The organism is Myxococcus sp. AB036A, from assembly GCF_006547355.1.
Classification (GTDB): domain Bacteria; phylum Myxococcota; class Myxococcia; order Myxococcales; family Myxococcaceae; genus Myxococcus; species Myxococcus virescens.
This window is the reverse complement of the sequence record NZ_VHLC01000130.1, coordinates 1-21,971: the sequence shown is the minus strand read 5'-3', so window position 1 is coordinate 21,971 and position 21,971 is coordinate 1. Positions and strand designations below refer to the sequence as shown.

The 21,971-nt window shown below is 69.5% G+C and carries 17 protein-coding genes; 10 read left to right on the top strand and 7 right to left on the bottom strand.

The window, feature by feature from the left end:
* On the bottom strand, positions 1-735 hold a 735-nt coding region (locus FL344_RS34135; protein WP_305021785.1), incomplete at its 3' end, for a BTAD domain-containing putative transcriptional regulator.
* Positions 736-963: 228 nt separating this feature from the next.
* On the opposite strand from FL344_RS34135, the gene FL344_RS34130 reads away from it, so the two are divergent.
* On the top strand, positions 964-2,544 hold the full coding sequence (locus FL344_RS34130) for a bifunctional 3-(3-hydroxy-phenyl)propionate/3-hydroxycinnamic acid hydroxylase (protein ID WP_141621476.1): 1,581 nt from the start codon (positions 964-966) through the stop codon (positions 2,542-2,544).
* Positions 2,545-2,559: 15 nt separating this feature from the next.
* Here the strand turns inward: FL344_RS34130 and FL344_RS34125 are convergent, their stop codons facing one another.
* Positions 2,560-4,515: a HEAT repeat domain-containing protein gene (locus tag FL344_RS34125; RefSeq protein WP_141621475.1), complete on the bottom strand. Its 1,956-nt coding sequence runs from the start codon at positions 4,513-4,515 to the stop codon at positions 2,560-2,562.
* Between the two features lie 102 nt (positions 4,516-4,617).
* Positions 4,618-5,967 carry a hypothetical protein gene (locus FL344_RS34120; RefSeq protein ID WP_141621474.1) on the bottom strand — a complete coding sequence of 450 codons (1,350 nt, stop codon included), beginning with the start codon at positions 5,965-5,967 and terminating at the stop codon, positions 4,618-4,620.
* Positions 5,968-6,206: 239 nt separating this feature from the next.
* Between FL344_RS34120 and FL344_RS34115 the strand changes: the two genes are divergently transcribed.
* Positions 6,207-6,608, top strand: a complete 402-nt coding sequence (locus FL344_RS34115) for a BlaI/MecI/CopY family transcriptional regulator (protein WP_141621473.1) — start codon at positions 6,207-6,209, stop codon at positions 6,606-6,608.
* Positions 6,605-8,221, top strand: coding sequence for a M56 and MltD domain-containing protein (locus FL344_RS34110; protein ID WP_141621472.1), 1,617 nt, complete (start codon positions 6,605-6,607; stop codon positions 8,219-8,221). The genes FL344_RS34115 and FL344_RS34110 overlap by 4 nt, the downstream gene beginning before the upstream one ends.
* 12 nt (positions 8,222-8,233) lie before the next feature.
* On the opposite strand, the gene FL344_RS34105 is transcribed toward FL344_RS34110, so the two are convergent.
* Together FL344_RS34105 and FL344_RS34100 are read right to left on the bottom strand one after the other, a co-directional pair.
* Positions 8,234-8,998, bottom strand: coding sequence for an outer membrane beta-barrel protein (locus FL344_RS34105; protein ID WP_141621471.1), 765 nt, complete (start codon positions 8,996-8,998; stop codon positions 8,234-8,236).
* Positions 8,999-9,199: 201 nt separating this feature from the next.
* Complete coding sequence (locus FL344_RS34100) at positions 9,200-9,850, bottom strand: TetR/AcrR family transcriptional regulator (protein ID WP_141621470.1); 651 nt, start codon at positions 9,848-9,850, stop codon at positions 9,200-9,202.
* A gap of 86 nt (positions 9,851-9,936) precedes the next feature.
* Here FL344_RS34100 and FL344_RS34095 point away from each other — a divergent pair, with 86 nt between their 5' ends.
* Together FL344_RS34095 and FL344_RS34090 are read left to right on the top strand one after the other, a co-directional pair.
* Positions 9,937-10,752: an alpha/beta fold hydrolase gene (locus tag FL344_RS34095; protein WP_011557234.1), complete on the top strand. Its 816-nt coding sequence runs from the start codon at positions 9,937-9,939 to the stop codon at positions 10,750-10,752.
* Between the two features lie 31 nt (positions 10,753-10,783).
* A complete protein-coding gene (locus tag FL344_RS34090) occupies positions 10,784-11,770 on the top strand; it encodes a PHB depolymerase family esterase (RefSeq protein WP_141621469.1) in 987 nt (328 codons plus the stop codon).
* A gap of 12 nt (positions 11,771-11,782) precedes the next feature.
* On the opposite strand, the gene FL344_RS34085 is transcribed toward FL344_RS34090, so the two are convergent.
* The gene (locus FL344_RS34085; protein ID WP_141621468.1) at positions 11,783-12,724 is read right to left on the bottom strand and encodes an MBL fold metallo-hydrolase; all 942 of its coding nucleotides are present in this window, start codon (positions 12,722-12,724) and stop codon (positions 11,783-11,785) included.
* Positions 12,725-12,813: 89 nt separating this feature from the next.
* Here FL344_RS34085 and FL344_RS34080 point away from each other — a divergent pair, with 89 nt between their 5' ends.
* From FL344_RS34080 to FL344_RS34060, 5 genes are all read left to right on the top strand, one after another.
* Positions 12,814-13,698 (top strand): LysR family transcriptional regulator, encoded by an 885-nt coding sequence (locus FL344_RS34080; RefSeq protein ID WP_141621467.1) that lies wholly within the window; start codon positions 12,814-12,816, stop codon positions 13,696-13,698.
* Between the two features lie 94 nt (positions 13,699-13,792).
* On the top strand, positions 13,793-15,469 hold the full coding sequence (locus FL344_RS34075; RefSeq protein WP_141593482.1) for an isovaleryl-CoA dehydrogenase: 1,677 nt from the start codon (positions 13,793-13,795) through the stop codon (positions 15,467-15,469).
* 64 nt (positions 15,470-15,533) lie between these two features.
* On the top strand, positions 15,534-16,355 hold the full coding sequence (locus FL344_RS34070; RefSeq protein ID WP_011557229.1) for an NAD(P)-dependent oxidoreductase: 822 nt from the start codon (positions 15,534-15,536) through the stop codon (positions 16,353-16,355).
* Between the two features lie 132 nt (positions 16,356-16,487).
* Positions 16,488-20,063, top strand: a complete 3,576-nt coding sequence (locus FL344_RS34065) for a hypothetical protein (protein ID WP_228565573.1) — start codon at positions 16,488-16,490, stop codon at positions 20,061-20,063.
* Positions 20,064-20,183: 120 nt separating this feature from the next.
* On the top strand, positions 20,184-21,419 hold the full coding sequence (locus FL344_RS34060) for a murein transglycosylase A (protein WP_141621466.1): 1,236 nt from the start codon (positions 20,184-20,186) through the stop codon (positions 21,417-21,419).
* Here the strand turns inward: FL344_RS34060 and FL344_RS34055 are convergent.
* Positions 21,403-21,861 (bottom strand): OsmC family protein, encoded by a 459-nt coding sequence (locus FL344_RS34055; protein WP_141621465.1) that lies wholly within the window; start codon positions 21,859-21,861, stop codon positions 21,403-21,405. The genes FL344_RS34060 and FL344_RS34055 overlap by 17 nt on opposite strands.
* Positions 21,862-21,971 lie beyond the last annotated feature (110 nt).

The following is a 21,971-nucleotide window of genomic DNA, read 5'->3' as shown; positions in this document are numbered from 1 at the left end:
CACCTGCCTGGGGGCGGGCGGGCCCCGCTCGATTTCGCGCGCCAGGGCCACCGTCTGCGGCAGCGGCGTGGTGTCCAGCTCCTCACGCAGCAGGCGGCGGCACCGCTCGAAGGCGTTGAGCGCGGCCATGCGGTCGCCCGCCACGTAGTGCAGCCGCATCAGCCGGCGCCACGCTTCTTCCGAGTACGGGTCCATGCTGAGGAGCTGCTCCGCGAGCGCGAGTGCACCCGTCAGGTCCCCCCGCTTCTCCCGCGACTCCGACTCCGCCACGGCGGCCCGGCGGCGAAGCTTGTCCAACCGCTCACGCGCGCCTTCCAACCATGTTTGGAATTCTGAGCAATCTTCGTATTCCAGGACACCCAGGAGAACGCCTTCCAGTGCGAGGGCTTCTGCGTATCGCCCCTCGAGCACGTGGGCCTGGAGTTCGGCGGCGTCCGAGACAACACCCTCACACAGCGAGAGGACATCGGTGCCCTGGACCAGCTCCGCGCCGCAGGCGAGCCGCAGCCGGCGCAGCAGCTGTCGCATGTTGTTGCGCGCGGTCGCCTCCCCGGACTCCGCCCACAGGAGGCCGGCCAGACGGTACTTCGGGTGAGGGCCTTCCAATGCCAACCATGCGAGCACCGCCGCGGTCCGCCTCTCCAGCGGGATGCGTGTGTCGCCGACCCGGAGCCGGGCTTCGCCCAAGAGTTCCAGGTGAAAGCGTTGTGTATTTACCAGGCCGTCGGCTGCCATGTCCTCCGGGATTCCTCGCATGGGCGGGGCTCTAAGGTAACACGTCCGCCGATAACCTCCGTAACGGGTAGGGATTGCCCCAGCAGTGACAATTTTTGCGTGTGGTTTTTCCGTCACACGGCAGCTCGCCGCTCTGAGCGGATGCTGATCCAGGCTTCCGGACCCGTCACACCGTGGTCACACCTGATTCGTTATTAAAAATGCCAGACATTGCCCCGGGAGGCATCCATGGGTTGTGACAGTCAGCAGACGGACGCGCAGGTGGACGTCATCATCAGCGGATGTGGTCCGGTGGGAGCGTTGACGGGCAACCTGCTGGGTCTCATGGGTGTGCGCACCTTGCTGCTGGAGCGGGACGTGGCGCCGCACGGCGAGCCCCGGGCCTTTTCGTGCGACGACGAGGGCCTGCGCATCTACCAGTCCACCGGACTGTTGGATTTATTGCAAAGCGACATGCGGGAAAGCCGCTTCGCGGAGTACGTGGGCGGCACGGGCAAGCGCTTCGCGGAGATTCACACCGGCGAGACGGACTTCGGCTTCGGCCACACGCCGCTGTGGTTCTTCCACCAGCCGCTGCTGGAGGGCGCGCTGCGCGACGGGCTCAACCGCTTCGAGCACGTGGAGCTGCGCAAGGGCGTGAGCGTGGAGGCCGTGGTGCAGGACTCCGACGGGGTGACGGTGCGCTACCACGACTCGGTCACGGGCGAGCAGCGCACCATCCGCGCGAAGTACCTGCTGGCGTGTGACGGCGCGCGCAGCACCGTGCGCAAGGCGCTGGGCATCTCGATGTCGGGACGGGCCTATGGCGAGCCCTGGCTGGCGGTGTCCGGCACCGTGGTGGAAGGGGAGGTGCCGGAAATCTGCCGCTTCGTGTGCGACCCGAAGCGTCCGGCCTTCGTGGCCACCGGCGCGGTGAACCAGATTCGCTGGGAGTTCATGATGATGCCCGGCGAGACGCGCGAGCACCTGGAGAAGTCGGAGACCATCTCCGAACTCATCGCGCCGTACGTGGACCCCAAGCGCGTGCGCATCGAGCGTGCCTCGGTCTACACGTTCCACTGCCTCAACGCGGCGCGTTGGCGCCAGGGCAACGTCTTCCTGCTGGGCGACGCGGCGCACACCATGCCGCCCTTCATGGGCCAGGGCCTGGTGTCGGGGATGCGGGATGCGTCCAACCTGGCGTGGAAGCTGAAGCGGGTGCTGCACGGGCAGTCCTCCGCGTCGCTGCTGGACACCTATGAGCAGGAGCGCCGGCCGCACGTGGAGGCGGTGCAGAAGCTGTGTGTGCGGGTGGGGCACCTGTTCCTGGCGCGCAACCCCCTGGTGGCCTCCGCGCGTGACGCGCTGATGCGCACCCTTCAGCGCATCCCCCGGGTGCGCAAGTTCATCGAGGGCTTCGAGTTCAAGGAGGCCCCGGCGCACGCGAGCGGCTACTACTTCGGCGACAAGGGCGAGTACTTCATCCAGCCGCGCGTGAAGCTGCCGTCGGGTGAGGAGGTCCTGCTGGACGACACCCTGGGCAATGACTTCACGGTGCTGTGCCGGGGCAACGCGCCGTCGGCGGAGCTGGAGGCGGCGCGCGAGCTGGCCGAGTCGCTGGGGGGCCGCATGATGACGTTCCATCCTCCGGCGGAGGCGGTGGACGAGGCCCCCGAGGATGCACCCGCGGTGGTGGACGTCACCGGAAAGCTGGCGGACTGGTTCTCCAAGCACGCCGCGGACGTGGTGGTGCTGCGTCCAGACCGGTTCGTCTACGGCGCGGTGCGGTCGCGGCGCCTGCCGGAGCTGCGGGAGGCGCTCGGGGTGTAGCCTGGCCGGCCTGCTTCAGGGGGCCTGCTGTGGGGCGGGCGCACGCGGCGCGAGGTAGGCGAGCGCAGTGTGACGGATGTCGCTGTTCGGGTCGTTCTGGCTGGCCCACGCCAGCAGGTCCACGGCGCCTGGTAGTTGCGGGAGATGTTCACCCAGCAGGCGCACCACGTCATTGCGGACCGCGTCCACCGCGTCCGTGCGCAGGGTGCGCTCCAGGAAGGGCAGGAAGCCGGGCAGCGGGCGGAAGCTGCTGGCGAAGATGGCGGCGCGCCGCACCTGGGGCGCCGGGTCCTCCAGCATGCGCATGGCCAGGAGCTGGTCCGCGGCGGCGCCGGGGATGAGGCGCAGCGCTTCGATGGCGGCCTCCCGGACCAGGGGCGAGGTGTCCCTCAGCGCGTCCTGGATGATGGCGAGCACCTCCGGGCTGGCGGTGTTCCCCAGGGCGCGCAGCCGCAGCGCGCGGGCCTCGGGCGTGGGCGCGGTGGCCACCGACTGGCCGAGCTCGTGCAGCAGTTGCGCCGCCTCGGCTGGGCTCTGTTCGTTCAGGTTGCGCGCGGCGTTGCCCAGCGCGAGCGTGGCGGTGCTGCGCAGGTCCTCGTCGGGGCTCTGCGCCAGCTCCCTCAACGCGGCGATGCCTTCCTGCGTGGGCTGTGGCGCCATGCCCAGGCCGGCGGCGGCGTCCACGCGCGTGGGCGTGGCCTGCTGGCCATCCGCCATCACCTGAGCCAGGGCATTCACTGCGTCTGGCGTGCTGGCCGCTGACAGCGAGCCGATGACGCTGCTGTAGACGTTGCGGTCCTTCTCGCCTCGGAGCATCTCCGGCACGCCGCGGGCCTTGTCCGGCTCCAGCGTGAAGAGGGCACGCAGGCGGTTCATCAGCTGGGACGTCTCCTCGCCGCTGCTCGCGGTCCCCGGAGGCAGCGCGCGCAGTGCCCCGACCAGGTCCGTCAGCTTCGCGCCCGCCACCAGGCGCCGCAGGTCGGCCTTGGGGTCCTGGGCGGCGTACACCTGCGTCGCCAGGGTGGAGGTGCCCAGGTGTTGCCGTCGCAGCTCCAGCGAGCCGATGAGCGCCGGCACGCGCCGCACCGTGCTTCGGGTGAGTCGCACCTCCGAGTCCGCCAGCGCCGTGGGCATGTCCGGGCCCGCCTCCACCGCCACGTGTTCGCGGCTGTGGACCGTTTCGGGCCAGCCTTCCTCGCCCAGGCCGAAGTGGGTGGTGGCGTCCACGGTGATGTGCGTCCCGGCCGCCAGCGGGCGCAGGCCTTGCGGAGAGGACATTCGCAGGTAGCGCACCTTGCGCCGCTCATATTGGCGCTCGCCCGGGGCCGGTTGGTAGTTGGCCACGTACTGGCCGGTGACGTCGAGTTCCTGCGCCTCCCAGGCCGTCTGGGTCGTGAGCGGTTTGACGAATTGGGTGGAGGCCACCAGCGAGCGCAGCAGGTTTTGCGTGAGTGGGTCCACCTCCCGCTCGAAGTGTGTGAGCAGCGCGGCGCCCTGTCGGGTGTACGTCACGTAGAACGGCTGCTGGAGGTGACCGAGCACGCGCTGCCGGGCCTGCGCGTCGAGCGCGTCGCGCCCGTCGGACTGGAAGTCGAAGCGGGCGGTGCGGACCTGCACCTGAGTATCCAGCCGGTCGCCCTGTCCGCCGACCAGGGCCATGGTGAACTCGCCCTGGAAGGTGATGGTCAGGGTTTCACCCGCGCGTGCGCCCTGCTGGGTGAAGGACAGTTGCTGCTTCGCGTCCAGGCCGTACACGAACTGCGTGCCGGGAACCCAGGCGCGTTGGGCGTGCGCCGCGGACGGGGGCCGTTCGGCGTCGGGCGAAGGGGCCGCGGCTTGCGGAGCGCGCGCGGTGGGCGCGGGCGCGGACTCGGTGGGCGGGGCGTCATCCGAGAGGAGGAAGCGGTGGACCCCAAGTCCAAGGCCCAGCACCAGGAGGGGAGCGGCCAGGAGCCAGCGTCGGTCATTCACGGCGAAACCTCGGGACGGCAGGAACTTGGAGAGGAAGGGGCGTGGCGGCGCGCACGAGGGCGCCGCCACGCCAGGAACCGCGAAACGGCCTGGCTCACGGCATCACAGCATGCAGGGGACCTGCTCGTACTCGCGCGGCTGCTCGAACGGGTGGACGGGCGAGGTCGTATCGCCGCAGGTACCGCCGCCCCAGTCACCGCCGCCACCACCACCCCAGTCACCGCCGCCGCCGCCGCCCGTGTCACCGCCGCCAGTGCTGCCACCGCCCGTGCCGGCGATGAGCGTGCCCGTGCCGCCGACCGGCGTGCCGTTCGAGCAGGTGAAGGAGAGGGGCACCGTGCTGGTGGTGTTGACGAGGGTCCAGTTCTTCGTCGAGCCGCTCCACTTGGCGATGGTCAGCGAGGCCTTCTTCTTGATGAAGAGCAGCTTGACCTTGACGAAGGCCTTCAGGTTGCCCGACAGCGTGTTGAGGTTGAAGTCCGACTTGAGGTTCCAGTCCAGCGTGCTGCAGCTGGTGGAGACCAGCTGGCCGGTGGTCGGCAGGCTCACGTTGATGAGGGTCAGGTTGCCCTCCACGCCGATGCTCGCCACCCAGACATTCACGGCCGCGCTGGCCGAGGCGTAGATGCTGCCCTTGGGCGTGGCGATCAGCTTCACCACGGTGGTGTTGACGGAGCCGTCCACCTTGATGCCCGCGGTGCCGTTGAGCGACGCGGTGACTGTCACGGGGATGAAGAGGATGGTGAAGGTCTTCGATGCGGAGAAGAAGGTCCGGTTGAACAGGGGCTCATCGACCAGTGTGCCGGAGGTCAGGTCCTTGGAGTAGACCTGCGAGCCCAGCACGTACACGTTGACCTTGGCGTTCGCGAAGGCGTTCTGCTGCGCCGAGCCGGCGGCCCGGGCGCGGACCACCTCGCGCTGGTTCGAGCTGAACGCCTTGGCCCAGATCTTCCCTTCGGCCACGGCGTCGAGCTTCGCGCCCGCGCTGGACGTGGCGGGGATTCCATTCAGCGAGACATCGATGACGTAGCCCGCGCCGAAGGTGTTGTTTCCGAAGCCCTCGCTCTTGTGGAACGTCTTGCTGAAGGGCTGGCCACCGGTGTTGGCCGTGGACGGGTCCACCTGGCCACCCGGGCCTTCCGTGGGGGTGGCCGCATCCGGCGTTTCACCTTCGTAGTCGAAGACGATGATGTCCGGGTCGCCGTACTCCATGCCGGACGAGCAGATGCCCACGCAGTTGCTGGTCGACTCGTAGTTCACCTCCGCGTGGATCTGCGGAAGCACGTAGGGGTCGGCCCCGTAGTAGTTGCCGTCGTCCAGGGGGAGGTAGGCGACCTCCTGGTGCTCGGGCAGCTGCTCGTAAGACGGGTAGTTGTAGGCGGCTGCGGGGCTCGCAATGCAAAGCGCCGCCAGCGCCCCTGCGAGAGGGACGTGGGGAGAAGTACGAGACATATGGGGGACCTTCTTGTCGTGTTGTGGGATTTGTCCAGCCAGGCAGGATAAGTAAGTCCAGCCTGAAAAGTCAGTAACACAACAATTTACGTAATTGTCAAACTCTGCCGGGAATGCTGATATATCGAATTGATGGGTCTTTGAAGACTCATGTCTCATGCGTTGAGTGGCTTAGAACTAAGTTGTTAGTTGGATTTGAACTAAGCTCTTAGTAGCTTGCGCGTCACGGAGGTTCGCTCGTGACTCGCAAGCCTGAGCCCGAAGTGGTTCCACGGCCGTTGACGCCGGTGGAGCTGGAGTTGATGCACATCGTCTGGCGCCTCGGTGAGGTGAGTGTGGCGGACGTGCTCGCCGCGCTGCCGCCGGAGCGCGCGCTGGCGTACACGTCCGTCTCCACGGTGCTGCGCATCCTGGAGCAGAAGGGCGTGGTGCACAGCCGCAAGCAGGGCCGTGGCCACCTGTACTCGGCGGTGTTGCCGCGCGACGCCTATGAGGCGCAGAGCGTGCGCCACCTGGTGGAGACGGTGTTCGACGGCACGCCCTCCGCGCTGGTGGCGCGGCTGGTGGAGGCGGTGCCCCTGTCCGCCTCGGACGTGGACCAGCTCCGCAAGCTGCTCGACGCGAAGGGGCGCAAGCCGTGAGCGCCGTGCTGCGCGAGCTCGCGTCGCTCTATCTGACGCAGGCGCTGTTGCTCGCCGTGGCGCCGCCGCTGGCCTGGCTGGCGCTGACGCTGCTGTCGCGGCTGGGCCGTCCCTTGTCGGCGCGGCAGTCCTTGAAGGTGGCGCGTGGCGTGTTGCTGCTCACGCTGGTGCTGCCGTTGTTGGCCGCGGCCGTGCACGCGCTGGTGCCCACCGGGCCCCGCTTCACCTTCGAGCGTTCCGTGGCGCGCCACGCGGGACGGCTGCCCGCGCCCCTGTGGGAGCCGCGTCCGGTGGCGGAGCCTGCGCGGGCTCGGGAGTCCGCGCCCGCGCTGCCGCCCGTGCTGCCCGCGGCGGCGCTGGCGCTCTTGGTGGGAGGAGGCGCCTTCATCACACGGGCGCTGGTGCGTCATGCGCGCCTGCTGCGTCAGTTGGAGTCGCTGCCCCGCGTGCGCGGCGTGGGGCGTGTCGCCGTGGTGCTGGGCGAGGCGGGCATGCCGGCCTTCTCCGCGTGGTTTCCTCGCGCCGGGCGTCAGCCCTCCGCGTGGGTGGTGGTTCCGTCCGCGCTGCTGGAGGACGCGGAGGCGTTCCGGCTGACGGTGCTCCACGAGCTTCAGCACCACCGTCAGCGCGACACGCACCGGGCCTTCGCGCGGCTGGTCCTCACGGGCGCCTTCTTCTGGCATCCGGGCGCATATGCCCTGTCCCGGTGGATGGCCTCGCTCCAGGAGCTGGCGTGTGACGAAGCGCTGGTGGCCACTGGCCGGGCCCAGGCGCAGGCCTACGCGCGGTGCCTGCTCCAGGCGGCCTTGTCGGTGCGGCCCGAGTCCCCCCTTCCCGCCGGTGTCACCGGCATGTCCCACCCCACCACCCGGAGAATCCAGATGCTCTTCCAGCCTCGTCCCGCCCGTGCCCAGGGTGTTTCCTCGCTCCTGGCCGCGCTGTGTCTCGTCCTGGTGCCGCTCGCGGCGCTGTCACAAGGCGTGGCGCAGGGCCGCGCGGTGACGCTCGCGGAGGCGCAGGCGCTCGCCCGGTCCAGCCAGCCGGAGGGAGATTTGCCGGTGGTGGTGGACGCGCATGTGTTGGCGCGGCTCAACACGCTCACCGGTTCGGAGAAGGGGCGCGCGTTCATGAAGCGCGCACTGGCCAACCTGAAGACGCAGCGGGAGCTGCTCTCCGCGCCGTTGCGCGCTCGGGGCTTGCCCGAGGGACTGCTGGCCGTGGCCGTCGTCGAATCCGCGGCGACGAACATGCCGGAGACGGATGGCCGGCCCTCGCTGGCGCCGGGCATGCGTGGCGCGGGCGTGTGGATGTTCATCCCGGAGACGGCGCGGCGCTACGGGCTGGAGGTGAGCGACGCGCGGGACGAGCGGCTGGACGTGGCGCGTGAAACCGAGGCCGCCGCCTTGCTGCTGTCGGATCTGCACGCGCGCTACGGCGACTGGCGGCTGGCGCTCGCCGCGTACAACCAGGGGGCGAAGAAGGTGGATGCGGCGCTTGCTGCGGGCGGAAGCCGGGATGCCACGGTGCTCGTCGACGCCGGGCATCTCAACGACTACGCCGCCACCGTGCAGGCGGGGTTGCTCATCCTGCGCAACCCTCACCTGCTGGACTGAGGTGGGCGCGACCTAGAAGCGGAACTGCATCCGCACGCCGCCGGACAGCCAGGCGTGGACCGTCTTGTTGTCGATGCTCTCCGACTCCGACTCGGAGACATCACCAATGATGGGCACGTTCTTCATCTCAATGCTGGTGGTCGACGACTGGTAGACGCCGGCCGCCAGCGACAGGTAGGGCCCGATGGAGAACGTATCAGTGATGCGATAGTCGGCGCCGGCCTGGAGGGCGGCGAACTCGATGCCGCGGACGCCCGTGCCAACGGTGCCCTCCACGCCGTCCTCGCTCGAGGTCACATTCAAGTTGAGCATCTCGTAGCCGATGCCCAGGCCCATCCAGGGCATGAGCTTCTCTCCCGCCCGGAAGTGGTAGGACGCGTTGATGCCGAAGCGCATCTGGTTGGCGGAGCAACTGACTTCCGGGTCGCAGTCCTCGGCGATCAGCACGGGCGCGTACTGAAAGTAGGCCCCCAGGTAGACATTCGAGTTGAAGAAGTATCCCGCCTCCACCTGCAAGGGGATGGCGCTCTTGAACGCCTCGCTCATCTTGGGGGTTTCGCCGAGCTCGGAGCCCGCGGCGTGCCCCAGTGGGACGCCGTAGCCCGCACGCAGTCCCAGCGCGAAGCCCCGGTCCTCCTGGGCCTGTTCGACATCGTCGGCGCTCTTGAAATTCTTGCGCCCGACGTTGCCGTCATCGCGCCAGTCCGCAGCGAAGGCGGGAGCGGACAACATGAGGGAGAGGGTCGTGAGCTTCCAGAGCGTGCGGGGAGTGGTCATGTATGCGGGTTCCACATGGAGAAAGGCATCCGCCGTTGCGGTGGATGCGCCTGCTGACGCGAGCGTGTTGGGAAAATTCAACGGTCGGCAACCGGCCGTGTCGCGCGCGCGGCGTCCTCCTCTTGGGTATCGCCGCGTTGGGGGTGTACGCGTTCCAGGTGGCGTCGGGCCGCAGGCCGATACGCAGTTAGTCGCCCGGCCTCACGCGCCGGAGACACTTCCCAGCATCCGCAGCGCCAGCTCGGCGTGGGTCTTCGCCAGGGTCTCCACCGCGATGGGGCCGCCGGGTTCGAACCAGTGGGGGATGCGCGAGCCCATCCCCACAATCGCCGCGGCGGTGATTTGGGAATGGAGCGGGGAGAACTGTCCCTGGGCCATGCCGCGCTGGATGGCGTCCAGCAACATGGCGTTGGCCTTGTCCCGCAGCGCTTGCGCGGGCGCCGCCAGCTCCAGGCTCAGCGCGTAGAACTCCTCGTTCACCACCAGCGCGAGCTGCGGATGCTCCGCGTGGACGCGCGTGTGCGCGTGAACCAGCGCGCGCACCTGGTCCGCCGGCGTGGGCTTCGCGCCCTGGAACGCGGTCTCCAGCGCCTCGAAGTGGGCCGCGTGGCCAATGCGCACCAGCTCCGCGAGGACGTGGTCCTTGGCCGCGAAGTGGGCGTACAGCGCGCTGGGCCGCAGCTCCAGGGCTGACGCCAGGTCCCGAATGGACGTGTCGTGATAGCCGCGGCTCGCGAAGAGCTGCAGGGCCGTCTCCAGGATGCGTCGGCGTGTGCCTTCGGGGGGCGCCGCCGCGGTGGGGGGGAGGCGGGCGGCCGTGGCGCGCAGGCGAGAGCGGGGGGAGGTGCTCATGGGGTACTCTTGAAAAACGAACGTTCGTTCATGTAGCTTCGGACCTGCGGTTCGACACGCTTCCTACCTGAATCTGGGGTCCGAACATGCCGTTGCTCCAGCTCGAGGAGCTCTCCCTCTACTTCGAGGAGTCGGGTGAGGGCACCCCCGTGCTGTTTCTTCACGGGCTTGGCTCCTCTGGCCGGGACTGGGAGTCCGTGGCACCCAGACTGACGGGCCGCCATCGCGTCATCGTTCCTGATGCGCGGGGGCATGGCCGCAGCGGAAAGCCACCGGGCGCCTATGGCGTGCCGCGCTTCGCCCGGGACATCGCCGGGCTGTGTGACGCGCTGGGGCTCACCGGCGTCCACGTGGTGGGCCTGTCCATGGGCGGGATGATGGGGTTCCAGCTCGCGGTGGACCGGCCGGAGCTGGTGCGCAGCCTGGTCATCGTCAACAGCGGGCCGGAGCTGGTGGCGCGCACGCTGCGCCGCAAGTTCGAGTTCGGGCTGCGTCTGACGCTGCTGAAGCTGCTGGGGCCCTCGGTGCTGGCGAAGGTCCTGGCGCCCAAGCTCTTCCCCAAGCCCGAACAGGAAGCGCTTCGTCAGCGCGCGCTGGAGATATTCAGCGCCAACGACCCGGACGCGTACCTGCGCGCGACGAAGGGGTTGGTGGGGTGGAGCGTCATGCGGCACCTGGGCGGCATCACCTGCCCGGTGCTGGTGCTCGCGTCCGACAGGGACTACACGCCCGTGTCCACGAAGCAGGCCTATGTGGACCTGCTGCCGAACGCGCGGCTCCAGGTGTTGAGTGATTCCGGCCATGCGTCACCGCATGACCAGCCCGACAAGGTCGCCGACGCAGTGGAGGCCTTCCTGGCCGGAGTCGAGGACGCCGCGGCGGATGCGCGGCAGCCGGGCTGAGCGCGGTCCCCCACCCCGAAGGAGTCAGCCAATGAAGCGGAACGCTGTCACGTGCTCGCGCACGGGGTTGTTGCTGCTCGCCGTCCTCACGCTCACCGCCGCGGCCCCCGCGCGCGCCGGCACCTGGGTCCATGGCATCGAAGGGACCCGGGGCTTCCAGCTCTGGGTGCCCACGGGTTACCAGGCGGACACGCCGCTGCCCCTGGTGGTGGCGCTGCACGGCTGCTTCCAGAACCCGAGCCAGTTCGCCGGCCTCTCGCGCCTCAACGAGAAGGCGGACGCGGAGAAGTTCCTGGTGCTGTACCCGAACCAGGCGACGTTCGCGAACCCCACGCAGTGCTGGAACTTCATGCTGGTGCTCAACCAGACGCGAGGCCACGGTGAGCCCGCGCTCGTTGTGGGCATGGTGGAGCAGGTGAAGCGGCACTACGCGGTGGATGCGCGCCGCATCTACGTGGGCGGCGTCAGCTCCGGCGCGGTGCTCACGGGCACGCTGCTGGCCTGCTACTCGGACGTGTTCGCCGCGGGGATGATTGGCGCGGGCGCCATGTACAAGGCGGCCACCACGATTTCGGGCACGGGCTTCGCGATGCTCTTCGGCAGCATCTACCACCCGGATGACCGGGGCCGGGACGCGTGGGAGTGCTCGGGCCGTCCGCGTCACACGGTGCCGGTGCTCGTCGTGCACGGGACGAAGGACAGCGTCGTCAACATCGTCAACGGCCGGCAGGCGACGCGGCAGTTCCTCCAGACCAGCGACTACGGCGATGACGGCGTGGCCAACGACAGCATCCGTCCGGTGGCCACGCAGGTGACGCGGGCCCGTGTGCCCGGCGGGCGCGCGTACACGGTGGAGGACTACGTCTACGGCGGCTCGCTGGTGGCGCGGCACATCGAAATCCAGGGGATGGACCACGCCTGGCCCGGCGGGGATTCGCGCTATCCCTTCGCCGACCCGTCCGGGCCGGACGGCACCTCCATCATGTGGGGCTTCTTCCGGCAGCACACCCGGAACTGAGGCCCGCGCGCGTCAGTGTTGGTGGCCCATGCGCACCTCGACCTCGGGGTGTGTCTGGGCGAACGCGCGCAGCTTCTTGAAGCTCACCGTGGCCCGGTCCGCGTCGTTGTTGAACGAGCCGGGCTCCACGTCGTGCTCCCAGCCCCAGCGGGTGTGGCTGATGTCCCCCGCGAGCAGCACCGGGCCCTTCGTGGAGCGCACCAGGTACGCGGTGGTGCCGGGCGTGTGGCCGGGCAGCCAGAGCGCCCATACGGAGCCGTCCCCGAAGATGTCCACCGCGCCGTCGAACAGGCCGGCGTCCTCCCGCGCGTAGGTCCACTCCGACAGCGGCGGCTTGCCGGCCAGGGCCCGGTCGCTGTTGCCCTGGACGACGAGATTCACGAAGGCGCGGTCGGAGGCCTCACCCGGTCCGGTGTAGACGGGTGTCCCGGCGGGCACGTCCGCCATGCCGGTGATGTGGTCCAGATGCAGGTGCGTGAGGAACACGCCCGCCAGCGGCTGTTGCTGCTTCGCCAGCCACTCCCCCAGCGGTGCGTGCACCGTCATCTTCTCCATGTTCATGGCGCTGGCGACGAGCCCGCGCATGGCGGCCTTCTCCGGCGCGTCCCGCAGCGCCGTCTCCACGCCGGTGTCGACGATGAAGAGGCCTTTCTCCGGGTGGCGGAGGGCGTGGAAGAAGACCTGGACCGGCTCATCCCCGTCCTCCAGGCCCGCGCGCTTCGCGGTGGGATGGTCCAGGTTGATGAGGCCGCCGCGCTCCACGGCCCAGTCGCAGGAGACGACCGTCTCCAGCTCCACGGGGCCGGGTTGCGTCAGCATCGGTAGCAGCTCCGACGAAGGGCGCGCCTTGCCGAGCGCGGAGGGCTGCACGCCATGTGAGGTGACGGCGCAGCCCGTGAGGGCGGCGGTGGCGAGCACGGTGGCGAACGAGAGGGCAAGGGAACGGTTCCGCATGGTTGGGGCTCCTGCACGTCGAGACAGGCGCAAGGTAGCGATGCGAGAATGGATGGAAAATGGCGATTCAGGCATGAGGTCATGCATTCATGGATATCTCCTGGGATGACGCGCGGCTGTTCCTCGCCATCGCGGAGACGGGCAGCTTCAGCGGGGCGGCGCGGCGGCTTCGCATCGGTCAGCCCACGGTGAGCCGGCGGCTGGCGGCGCTGGAGTACGCGGTGGGCGCCTCCTTGTTCCGCCGAGGCGTGGACGGCGCGGTGCTGACGGCGGCGGGCGAGCGGCTGGTGCTACCGGCCAAGAAGATGGCGGAGTGGGCCGGAGAGCTGCACCGCGCGGCGGAGTCGTCGGACACGTCGCCTCGCGGCCTTGTGCGGGTGACGGCGGCGCCGTACCTGTGCTTCGACTTCCTCGCGCCTTTTTCGGGGGCGGTGGCGAAGAAGCATCCGGGGCTGCGGTTGGAGGTGCTCTCCGGGATTCAGTACCTGGACCTGGGGCGCGGCGAGGCGGACCTCGCGCTGCGAGCCCGGTGTCCGCCGAACGCGGACTTGAAGCGCGTGTATGGCGTGCAGATACGCAACGCCGTCTTCGTGGCGAAGTCGCTCAAGGCGAAGCTGCCCAAGCGGCCCACGCTCCAGCAGATTCCGTGGGTGGCCTGGGCGCCGCCGTTCGATGCGACGCCGCCCAATCCCCAACTGGAGTCCATCATCCCCGGCTTCTCGCCCGTGTTCACCGCCGACAACTACCTAGTGATGCTGGCCGCGGCCGAGGCGGGCGTCGGGGCCATGGTGCTGGGCGACCTGCGGCACCGCTTCGTGCGGGAGCGGAGCCTCGTGCCGCTCGACCTGGACCTGGGGCCCTATGCCACCAGCGAGCTGCACCTGGTCTGCGCGAAGTCCGCGCTCGACATACCGCGTGTGCGGAAGGTTTCGGAGCTGCTGGTCGAGGAGCTGGAGCAGGCGAAGAAGCGGTGACACGCCGCAACCGCCCCTCGGGTTGCGATGGCCTGCCGCGCGTGTTCACGGTAATTCAGGGGCACCGGGCATCGTCCCCAGGAGGACCTTCATCATGACGGAACGCAACGCCATTGCCGCCGGTTTCCTCACGCACGAAGTCACGAATCAGCCTCCGCTGCTCGAGTATGACGCGTGGACGACGGACACCGTGCTCCGCGAGGTGGTGGCCCGCGAGGGCGGCGGTTGGGCGGAGGCCGACCTGGCGAAGTACGGCCCCGTGGTGGGCGGGGAGATGCAGCAGTTGGCGTTCCTCGCCAACGAGAACAAGCCCAAGTTCCGGCCCTTCGACCGCTATGGCAACCGCCGAGACGAGGTGGAGTTCCATCCCGCGTACCACCGGCTGATGGAGCTGGGAATGGCCCACGGCGTGTCGGGTTTCGCCTGGCGCAACGAGGACAAGCCCGGCGCCCACGTGGCGCGCATGGCCCTCTTCTATCTGCACAACCAGGCGGACCAGGGGACGAGCTGTCCGCTCACGATGACGTATGCGTCGGTGCCCGCGCTGCGCCACCAGCCGGAGGTGGCGATGGAGTGGCTGCCGCGCGTGCGCTCGGCGTCCTACGACAGCCGCTTCATCCCCGCCGCGCAGAAGTCAGGCGCCACCATTGGCATGGGCATGACGGAGAAGCAGGGTGGCTCCGACGTGCGCACCAACACCACCAAGGCGCACCGCTTGGGTGAAGGCCGCGGGCCCGGGCAGCCCTACGCGCTGGTGGGCCACAAGTGGTTCTTCTCCGCGCCCATGAGCGACGCCTTCCTGGTGCTGGCGCACGCGGAGGGTGGTCTGTCGTGCTTCCTGATGCCGCGCTTCACGCCGGACGGCGCGCTCAATGCCATCCGCGTCCAGCGGCTGAAGGACAAGCTGGGTGACTGGAGCAACGCCAGCTCGGAGGTGGAGCTGCACGGTGCCTACGCGGTGATGGTGGGCGCGGAGGGCCGCGGTGTCCCCACCATCCTGGAGATGGTCGCGCTGACGCGGCAGGACTGCATGATTGGCTCCAGCGGGCAGATGCGTCAGGCGCTGGTGCAGGCCATCCACCACACGCGCCACCGCGTGGCGTTCGGCAAGCGGCTCATCGACCAGCCGCTGATGCGCAACGTGCTGGCGGACCTGGCGCTGGAGCTGGAGGCCCACGTCGCGCTCACCGGGCGCGTCTCCCGCGCGGTGGACGCCACGCCTCGGGACGAGAAGGAGGCCGCGTTCTGCCGCATCGCCACGGCGGTGGGGAAGTACTGGGTGTGCAAGCGCACGCCCTCCTTCGTCAACGAGGCGCAGGAGTGCCTGGGCGGCGCGGGCTACGTGGAGGAGACGAACCTGCCGCGCCTGTACCGGCAGGCCCCGCTCAACTCCATCTGGGAGGGCAGCGGCAACATCCAGTGCCTGGACGTGCTGCGCGCGGCGTCGCGCGAGCCGGCCAGCCGGGAGGCCCTCTTCGCCGAGCTCCTGGCCGCGCAGGGCGGGCACCCCGCCTATGACGAGGCCACCGCGCGGCTGGGCAAGGAGCTGGCCAACACGGACTCGCTGGAGGCGCGCTCGCGCACCATCGTGGAAGGGCTGGCGCTGGCGCTCCAGGCGTCGCTGCTGATTCGCGCGGGCAACACCGCCGTGTCGGACGCCTTCTGCGAGTCCCGCCTGGGCGGAGCGCATGGACAGACGTTTGGCACGCTACCGGCCCACGCTCCCATGCAGATGCTCATCGAGCGCGCCTTCTCCGAGGGCGCGAAGTGATGGCGCCCGTCGCCCAGGTGGCGCCTCGGAAGCCGTCCGCTCGTTCGTGATAGGAGGACACCCCATGTCCAATCTCCAGGGAAAGACGCTGTTCATCACCGGTGCCAGCCGTGGCATCGGCAAGGCCATTGCCCTCCGCGCTGCCCGGGATGGCGCCAACATCATCATCGCCGCCAAGACGACGGAGCCGCACCCCAAGCTCCCCGGCACCATCTACACGGCGGCGGAGGAAATTGAGAAGGCCGGTGGCAAGGCGCTGCCCTGTGTCGTGGACATCCGCGACGAGCAGCAGATTGCCGCCGCCGTGGCCAAGGCGGTGGAGACCTTCGGCGGCATCGACATCCTGGTGAACAACGCCAGCGCCATCAGCCTCACGGGCACGCTCGAGACGCCGATGAAGCGCTTCGACCTGATGCACGGCATCAACACGCGCGGCACGTTTGCGTGTTCGCAGGCGTGTATTCCGTACCTGAAGAAGGCCAGCAACCCGCACATCCTCAACAACTCGCCGCCGCTCAACATGGAGGCGCGCTGGTTCGCGCCCCACGTCGCGTACACCATGGCGAAGTTCGGCATGAGCATGTGCGTGCTGGGCATGGCGGAGGAGCTGCGCTCGGACGGCATCGCGGTGAACGCCATCTGGCCGCGCACCGTCATCGCCACCGCGGCGGTGCAGAACCTGCTGGGCGGGGAGGAGACCATCCGCGGCTGCCGGACGCCGGAAATCATGGCGGACGCGGCCTACGCCATCCTCACCAAGCCGAGCCGCGAGTTCACCGGCAACTTCTGCATCGACGAGGAGGTCCTCCGCGGCGTGGGCGTGACGGACTTCGACAAGTACCAGCTGGTGCCCGGGGCTGAGCTGCTCCCGGACTACTTCATCTGAGTCTGTATCGCCCCAGCCCGTCTTCGCGCGCGGAGTCGCTGGAGCCCGCGCGCGGGCGGGTCGCTTTGCTCGGGCTTTGAAGGGGGGCGGTCGTTTGTCAGGCGCGGGAACGTCGGGCAGTCTCCCGCGGCCATGCACGAGCCTCGCCTCTCCGAGTTGCGCGACGAGCTGTCCGGTATCCACCACGATGCTCGCGTCCGCAGGATGGTGGAGCTGGGGCGCCTGGCGCCGACGAACCCTGGCGTCCGCGAGTTGCTTGGGATGCTGTCTCAAGGGGATGCCTTCGAGCGGTACCTCGCCCTGTGTGCCCAGTTCACCTGGCGCGATGGGGGGCAGGTGCTCTCCGCCACCACCGATGCGTCCGCTCGTGTTCGTTCTCTGGCCTTCCGGCTGGTGCCCCTGGCCTGTGACGACGCCCAGGCGCTGGAGGCCCTGAAGATGGCGTGCGCCGTTCGCCGCCAGGAGGGACTCCTCCGGGGGTTCGTGAAGACGCGGCGGCAGGCCGTCATCGATGCGTATCTCGACTGGCTGGCCACCTGCACGGGCGTGCCTGACTTCGCTGATGCCGTCCCCTTGGCGACGTCCGAGGGCATTCGCCGTCACCTCTCCAGCGCACTGGCGCGCCCCAGTGTGCGCTTCTGGAGTCGGATGGCGCGCAACGCCCCCGGCATCCTCGCGGAGGTCTTCGCCGCACGTTTGAGGGCCGTGACGGGCGAACCCGATCCGGTGACGCGCATGTCCCTCAACGCGTACCTGCATCGCATCGCTGACCAGGCCCCCGACGCGGCCTTGGAGTTGTTCGAGCTGCTGCTCTCCCGCCGCATCCATCCCGATGCCTATGACGACTGGCATTGCCTGGTGCTCCATCGGCCCGAGGCCGCCGTGTCGCTGCTCCAGCGGCACGAGCACGCGGCCCCCTTCGAGGGGCAGTTTGCCCGCGCCGCCGCGCGGTTGAGCATGGACTCGCTCGCGTGGCTCGTTCGTCATGCCCCCAGCTCACTGGGGGATGCGAAGACGCTGCTCCGCCGGCTCTCCGAGACCGCGCGCCGCGTCGTCGTCGAGGCGTGGTGCGCCACGGTGGATGTGGCGCCGGACTGGGGGACGGAGCTGCTCCGCTCCATTTCCGATGTCCGCGAACGGGAGCGCGTCCATGCACGCTGGAGCGTCGCCGCGAGGAACCGCGATGGCGTCATCGCACTGGAGACGGTGACCGCGCTGCCCATCGATTTGCGTGAGCGCGAGGCGCGCCGCCATCTCCACGAGGTGGTGGCCCTGGGCTCCCGGCCCGAGCAACGCATGGGGTACGCATGCCTGCTACCGTGGGATGAAGCGGAGGCGGCGCTCAAGGGATACATCGGTCACCCGGATGCCAGCGTGCGAGGCATGGCGTTGGCGTCGCTGTTGGCCATCCCCGGGCTGCGTCCGGACGAGCCCGCCTTGGTGGACCGTGCCCTGCCGCTGGCGTTGGCGCGCAAGAACGAGCAGGACCCCGTGCGGATGCTGATGCTGGGCGCGTTCGTGCGGTGGCCTCGCCGCGTGTGGCGCCGCGAGCACACCGAGGCGGTGGGCCGGATGTTGCGCGACGCGCTGGACGCGGCCGACCTGTCCTATCAGACGGCGGAGTTCGCGGAGACGTTGCTGCTGCGCACCTTCGCCAGGGCCCCCGAATGGGGGGCGACGTGGCTGGCCACCCTCCTCAAGGAGCGTGGTCGGCTCTTCAACGCTCGCGTGGGCGAGTACCTCACTGATGACGAGGTGCGCGCCGCCGCGCCCCAGCTCCTGGACATTGCCCGGGGATGGGCTCAGCGCGAGCGGGGCGGGCCGCTGCTCGAGTTGGTGAACAGCCTGGGCGCTCGTGTGAGTCTGGTCGCGGGACTGCGGGAACTCATTGTGTCCATGCGGGAGGAGACGCCCTGGCCCTTGCTGGCGCTGGGGATGGCCCAGTGGCAGTCCAAGCACGACCGCGCGGGCTTCGAAGCCACCGTGGGCGCCACGGTCCAGCGGTTCCTCGACCTGGGGTGGTTCTCCGAAGTCATCGCGTTGGCCCACTCGGAGGATGCGGCGCGACCGCTGCATCCCGAGCTGAGCTCCGGACTGGAGCGGGTCGCGCTTCGCCTGGGAAAGGAGGCGCACTCCGCCCTGGTGGTGCTCCGGCGACGGGCGTGGGCCGCCTTCGACAGATTCCTGCCCGAGCTGCTCAAGGCCGATGCCAGCGTCATCTGCTTCCCGGTCGTGAACACGTACCTGCATCGGCGCAGGCAGGAGCTGCTGACGCCCTACCTGAGCGCGCCCGTCATCACCGGTCGTTTCTCGACGGAGAAGACGGGTTGGTTGCTGGCGTTCGATGACCGCGGTTTCTTCCGGTGGACCGCGCGGCAGAGCGCCCTCTACTCGCACGCGGTCTGCCGGCTGGTCGAGGACCCGGAGCGAGACACGCCGACGTTGCTCTGGGGTGTCTCGACACTCGCGGCGTTGACCTGGGGGCCGATGGAGGGACTGTGCACCCTGGTGGACGACGCGCGGCCCGTGGTGCGGGAGAGGGCCATCCGGGTGCTGGGCCGGTGCGACCAGGGGCAAGGCGTGACCACGCTGCTGCGCTGCCTGGAGGATGCCCGTGCGCGCATCGCCATCTATGGCCTGCGCCGTGCCTTCAACGGCATGCCTCCCGCGCGCGTGCTGTCCCTGCTGGCGGGCGTCCCCCTCACCAAAGTCACCGTGGCCAAGGAGGTCGTGCGCCTGCTGGGGGAGCTGCGCGTGGAGGCCGCCTACGAGCGGCTCCTGGAGTTGGACGGAATGAGCCTGCATCGGGACGTGCGCATCGCCCTGCTGCGCGCGCTCTGGGACCACCTGGAGCGCGAGCCCACCTGGGCTGTCTTCGCCCGCGCTGTGGAGGACCCTGATTGGGTGGTGGCTTCACGGCTGGGAGACATCCCCGCGAACCGCCTCACCGAGACCTCCGACCGCAAGCTGTCCGCGCTGCTCGGGCGGGTGCTGGCTCGCCCCGAGCCGGAGGCGCGCATTGGCCTGCTTTCGCGCGCGGCGTATCTCCCCGTCAGGGATGTGGAGCGCGCCTTACTTGATGCCTGTGGGGCTCGGCTGACGTCGCCATACGATGAAGAGGTGAGCTGGGCGATGAGGACCCTGCTCCATCGCTCCAACGAACGCGACCTGGAGCGGCTGGAGGGCATGTTGGAGGCGGTGGCTTTGGACCGGCGCGCACTGAACGCCGCAGTGACGCAGTTGCTGGAGGTGGAGGTGAAGTCCCGCGCCAGCTACATGCAGGCGGCGCGCGCGGCAGAGCGGGTCCTCTCCCGGGACAGTCGTTTGGCGCCGCTGTACATCCAATGTGTGATGGCGGCACGGTCACCGCTGGAGTTGGCTGAAACGCTGGTCCAGATGGGGGAGGCAGGCCTCCTCCATGCGGATGCCCTGGAGGCGTGCCGTCTCGTCGTGAGCATGTTGCCCAAGGGGGAGCTGGAGGCGGTGGAGGCCCGGTTGAGCGCGAGCGCGAGCGCGGAGGCTCGGCGCGTGGCTGTCTGGTGCCTGGTGCACGACGCGGCGCCGGGGCGCGGATGGACGCCCGAGCGGCTGGGCCGGCTGGCGCGGCTCCAGCAGGACGCCTCGCCGTTGGTCTCTGGCGCCGCACAGGCCATCTTCCCGCCACGGGAGCAGGCCTTTTCGCTCAAGGTACCTTCCAAGTCCAAGTAGCTCCCCGCGGCCCGGCGCCGGGGCCCAGGCATCCGCCGTCAACGCCTGCCTGCTCGCCCATCCCGGCGCACGCCGTTCCCATTCGCGCACCGGGGCAGGTGCGATAGGTAGAGGAGCCACATGGACATGCGGCACCTCCGAATCCTCCTGCTGTCGGCGCTGGGGCTCCTCGCCTCGGCCTGTCCGAGCCCCACCCGCGCTCCCGTCACCAGGCCCGAGGACGCGCTCGTCGGCCTGTCTCGCAAGATGGAGCCCCGGGACGACGGTGACGTCGCGTCCCTGCGGACCGCCGTCGCGGAGAGCCTCGTGTGGCTGCGGAGCCGTCCGTCTGACCACCGCTTCATCTACGGCGCGCGGCAGGTCTCCATCGCCGAGCTGCGGACCGCCCTGGAGCGCCTGCACGCGCGGCTTCGCGAGGACCTCACGCCGGAGGCGCTGTGGACCCTGGTCCTGGAGGACTTCGAGCCGCTGGAGGCCGCCGGAGGCGAGGACGGCCAGGTGCTCTTCACCGGCTACTACGAGCCGACCATCGAGGCGAGCCTGACGCGCACGGACGTGTACAACGTGCCCATCCACGGGCCTCCGTCCGACTTGATTGAGGTCCCGCTGGAGCCCTTCGCGGAGCGCTTCAAGTCAGAGCGCGTCTTCGGCCGGCTCGACGGGCGGAAGGTGGTGCCGTACTGGTCGCGCGGGGACATCCGTGGGGGGCGGCTCGGCGGACGGAAGCTGGAGCTGGCATGGGCCAAGGACCCGGTGGCGCTCTTCTTCCTGGAGGTGCAGGGCAGCGGTTCATTGCTGCTGCCGGATGGGAGCCGGCGCCGCATCGGCTACGCCGCGTCGAATGGGAAGCCGTACCGCAGCATCGGCTCGCTGCTCATCCAGGAGGGCGCCATCCCCAAGGAGGAGATGTCGATGCAGGCGCTGCGCGCGTGGCTGGCCGCGAATCCGCAGCAGTGCCACCGGGTGCTCGACCACAACGAGTCCTACGTGTTCTTCCGCTTCCTCAACACCGCGTCGGTGGGTTCGCTCGGGCGGCCGGTGACGGCGGGGCGCTCCATCGCGACGGACGCGCGGCTGTTCCCCAAGGGCGGTCTGGCCTTCATCCACACCGAGCGCCCGGTGCGCATGGCGGATGGCTCCGTGCAGTGGAAGCCGCTGTCGCGCTTCGTGCTCAACCAGGACACGGGCGGGGCCATCCGGGGCGCGGGCCGGGTGGACGTCTTCTGGGGCGCGGGCCCGCAGGCGGAGCTGGCGGCGGGGATGATGAAGCAGAAGGGGCGGCTGCTCTTCCTCGTCCCCCGGCCCGGCCGCGCCGCGCCCCTGGTGGCGCCGGTGCCCGTCACGCCTCCGAAGTAGCGGCCTTCAAGGTGAGGTGCACCGGCGTGGCGTTGGCGAGGTTGTCGCTCACCGGGCAGCGTGCCTCCACCTCGCGCTTGAGGAGGGCGAGTTGATCCGCGTTCGCGGGCGTGTGGACCTGGAGGGTGACCTCCAGGGACTGGTAGCCCGCGCGGGTGCCGCCGCGCTTGCCGGCGAACGTTGACGGGTCCAATGCGCCGCGCACGGTGATGTCCGTGCGCGTCACCGGGATGCCCAGCTCCCGGGCGATGTAGAAGGTCATGTAGTTCAGGCAGCCCGCGTGTGCGGCCAGGATGAAGTCGAGCGGACTGGGGGCGCCATTGCGGCCACCCAACTCCACGGGCTCGTCCATGAATATCTTGAAGGCGCCCGCGTCGGTGATGCTGCGCGCCATGCTCTCTCCGACGGTACGGACCTCTCCGGTATACAGCGGGCTTTCCATCGCGGGGTTCTCCTTGTGAGAGGAAATACGACCCACCATGTGCATCCTGGTTGCCGCCGCGCGCGACTGCCCTGGGGGACGAGGGGGCGGGGCCTGGCACGGGAGCAGGG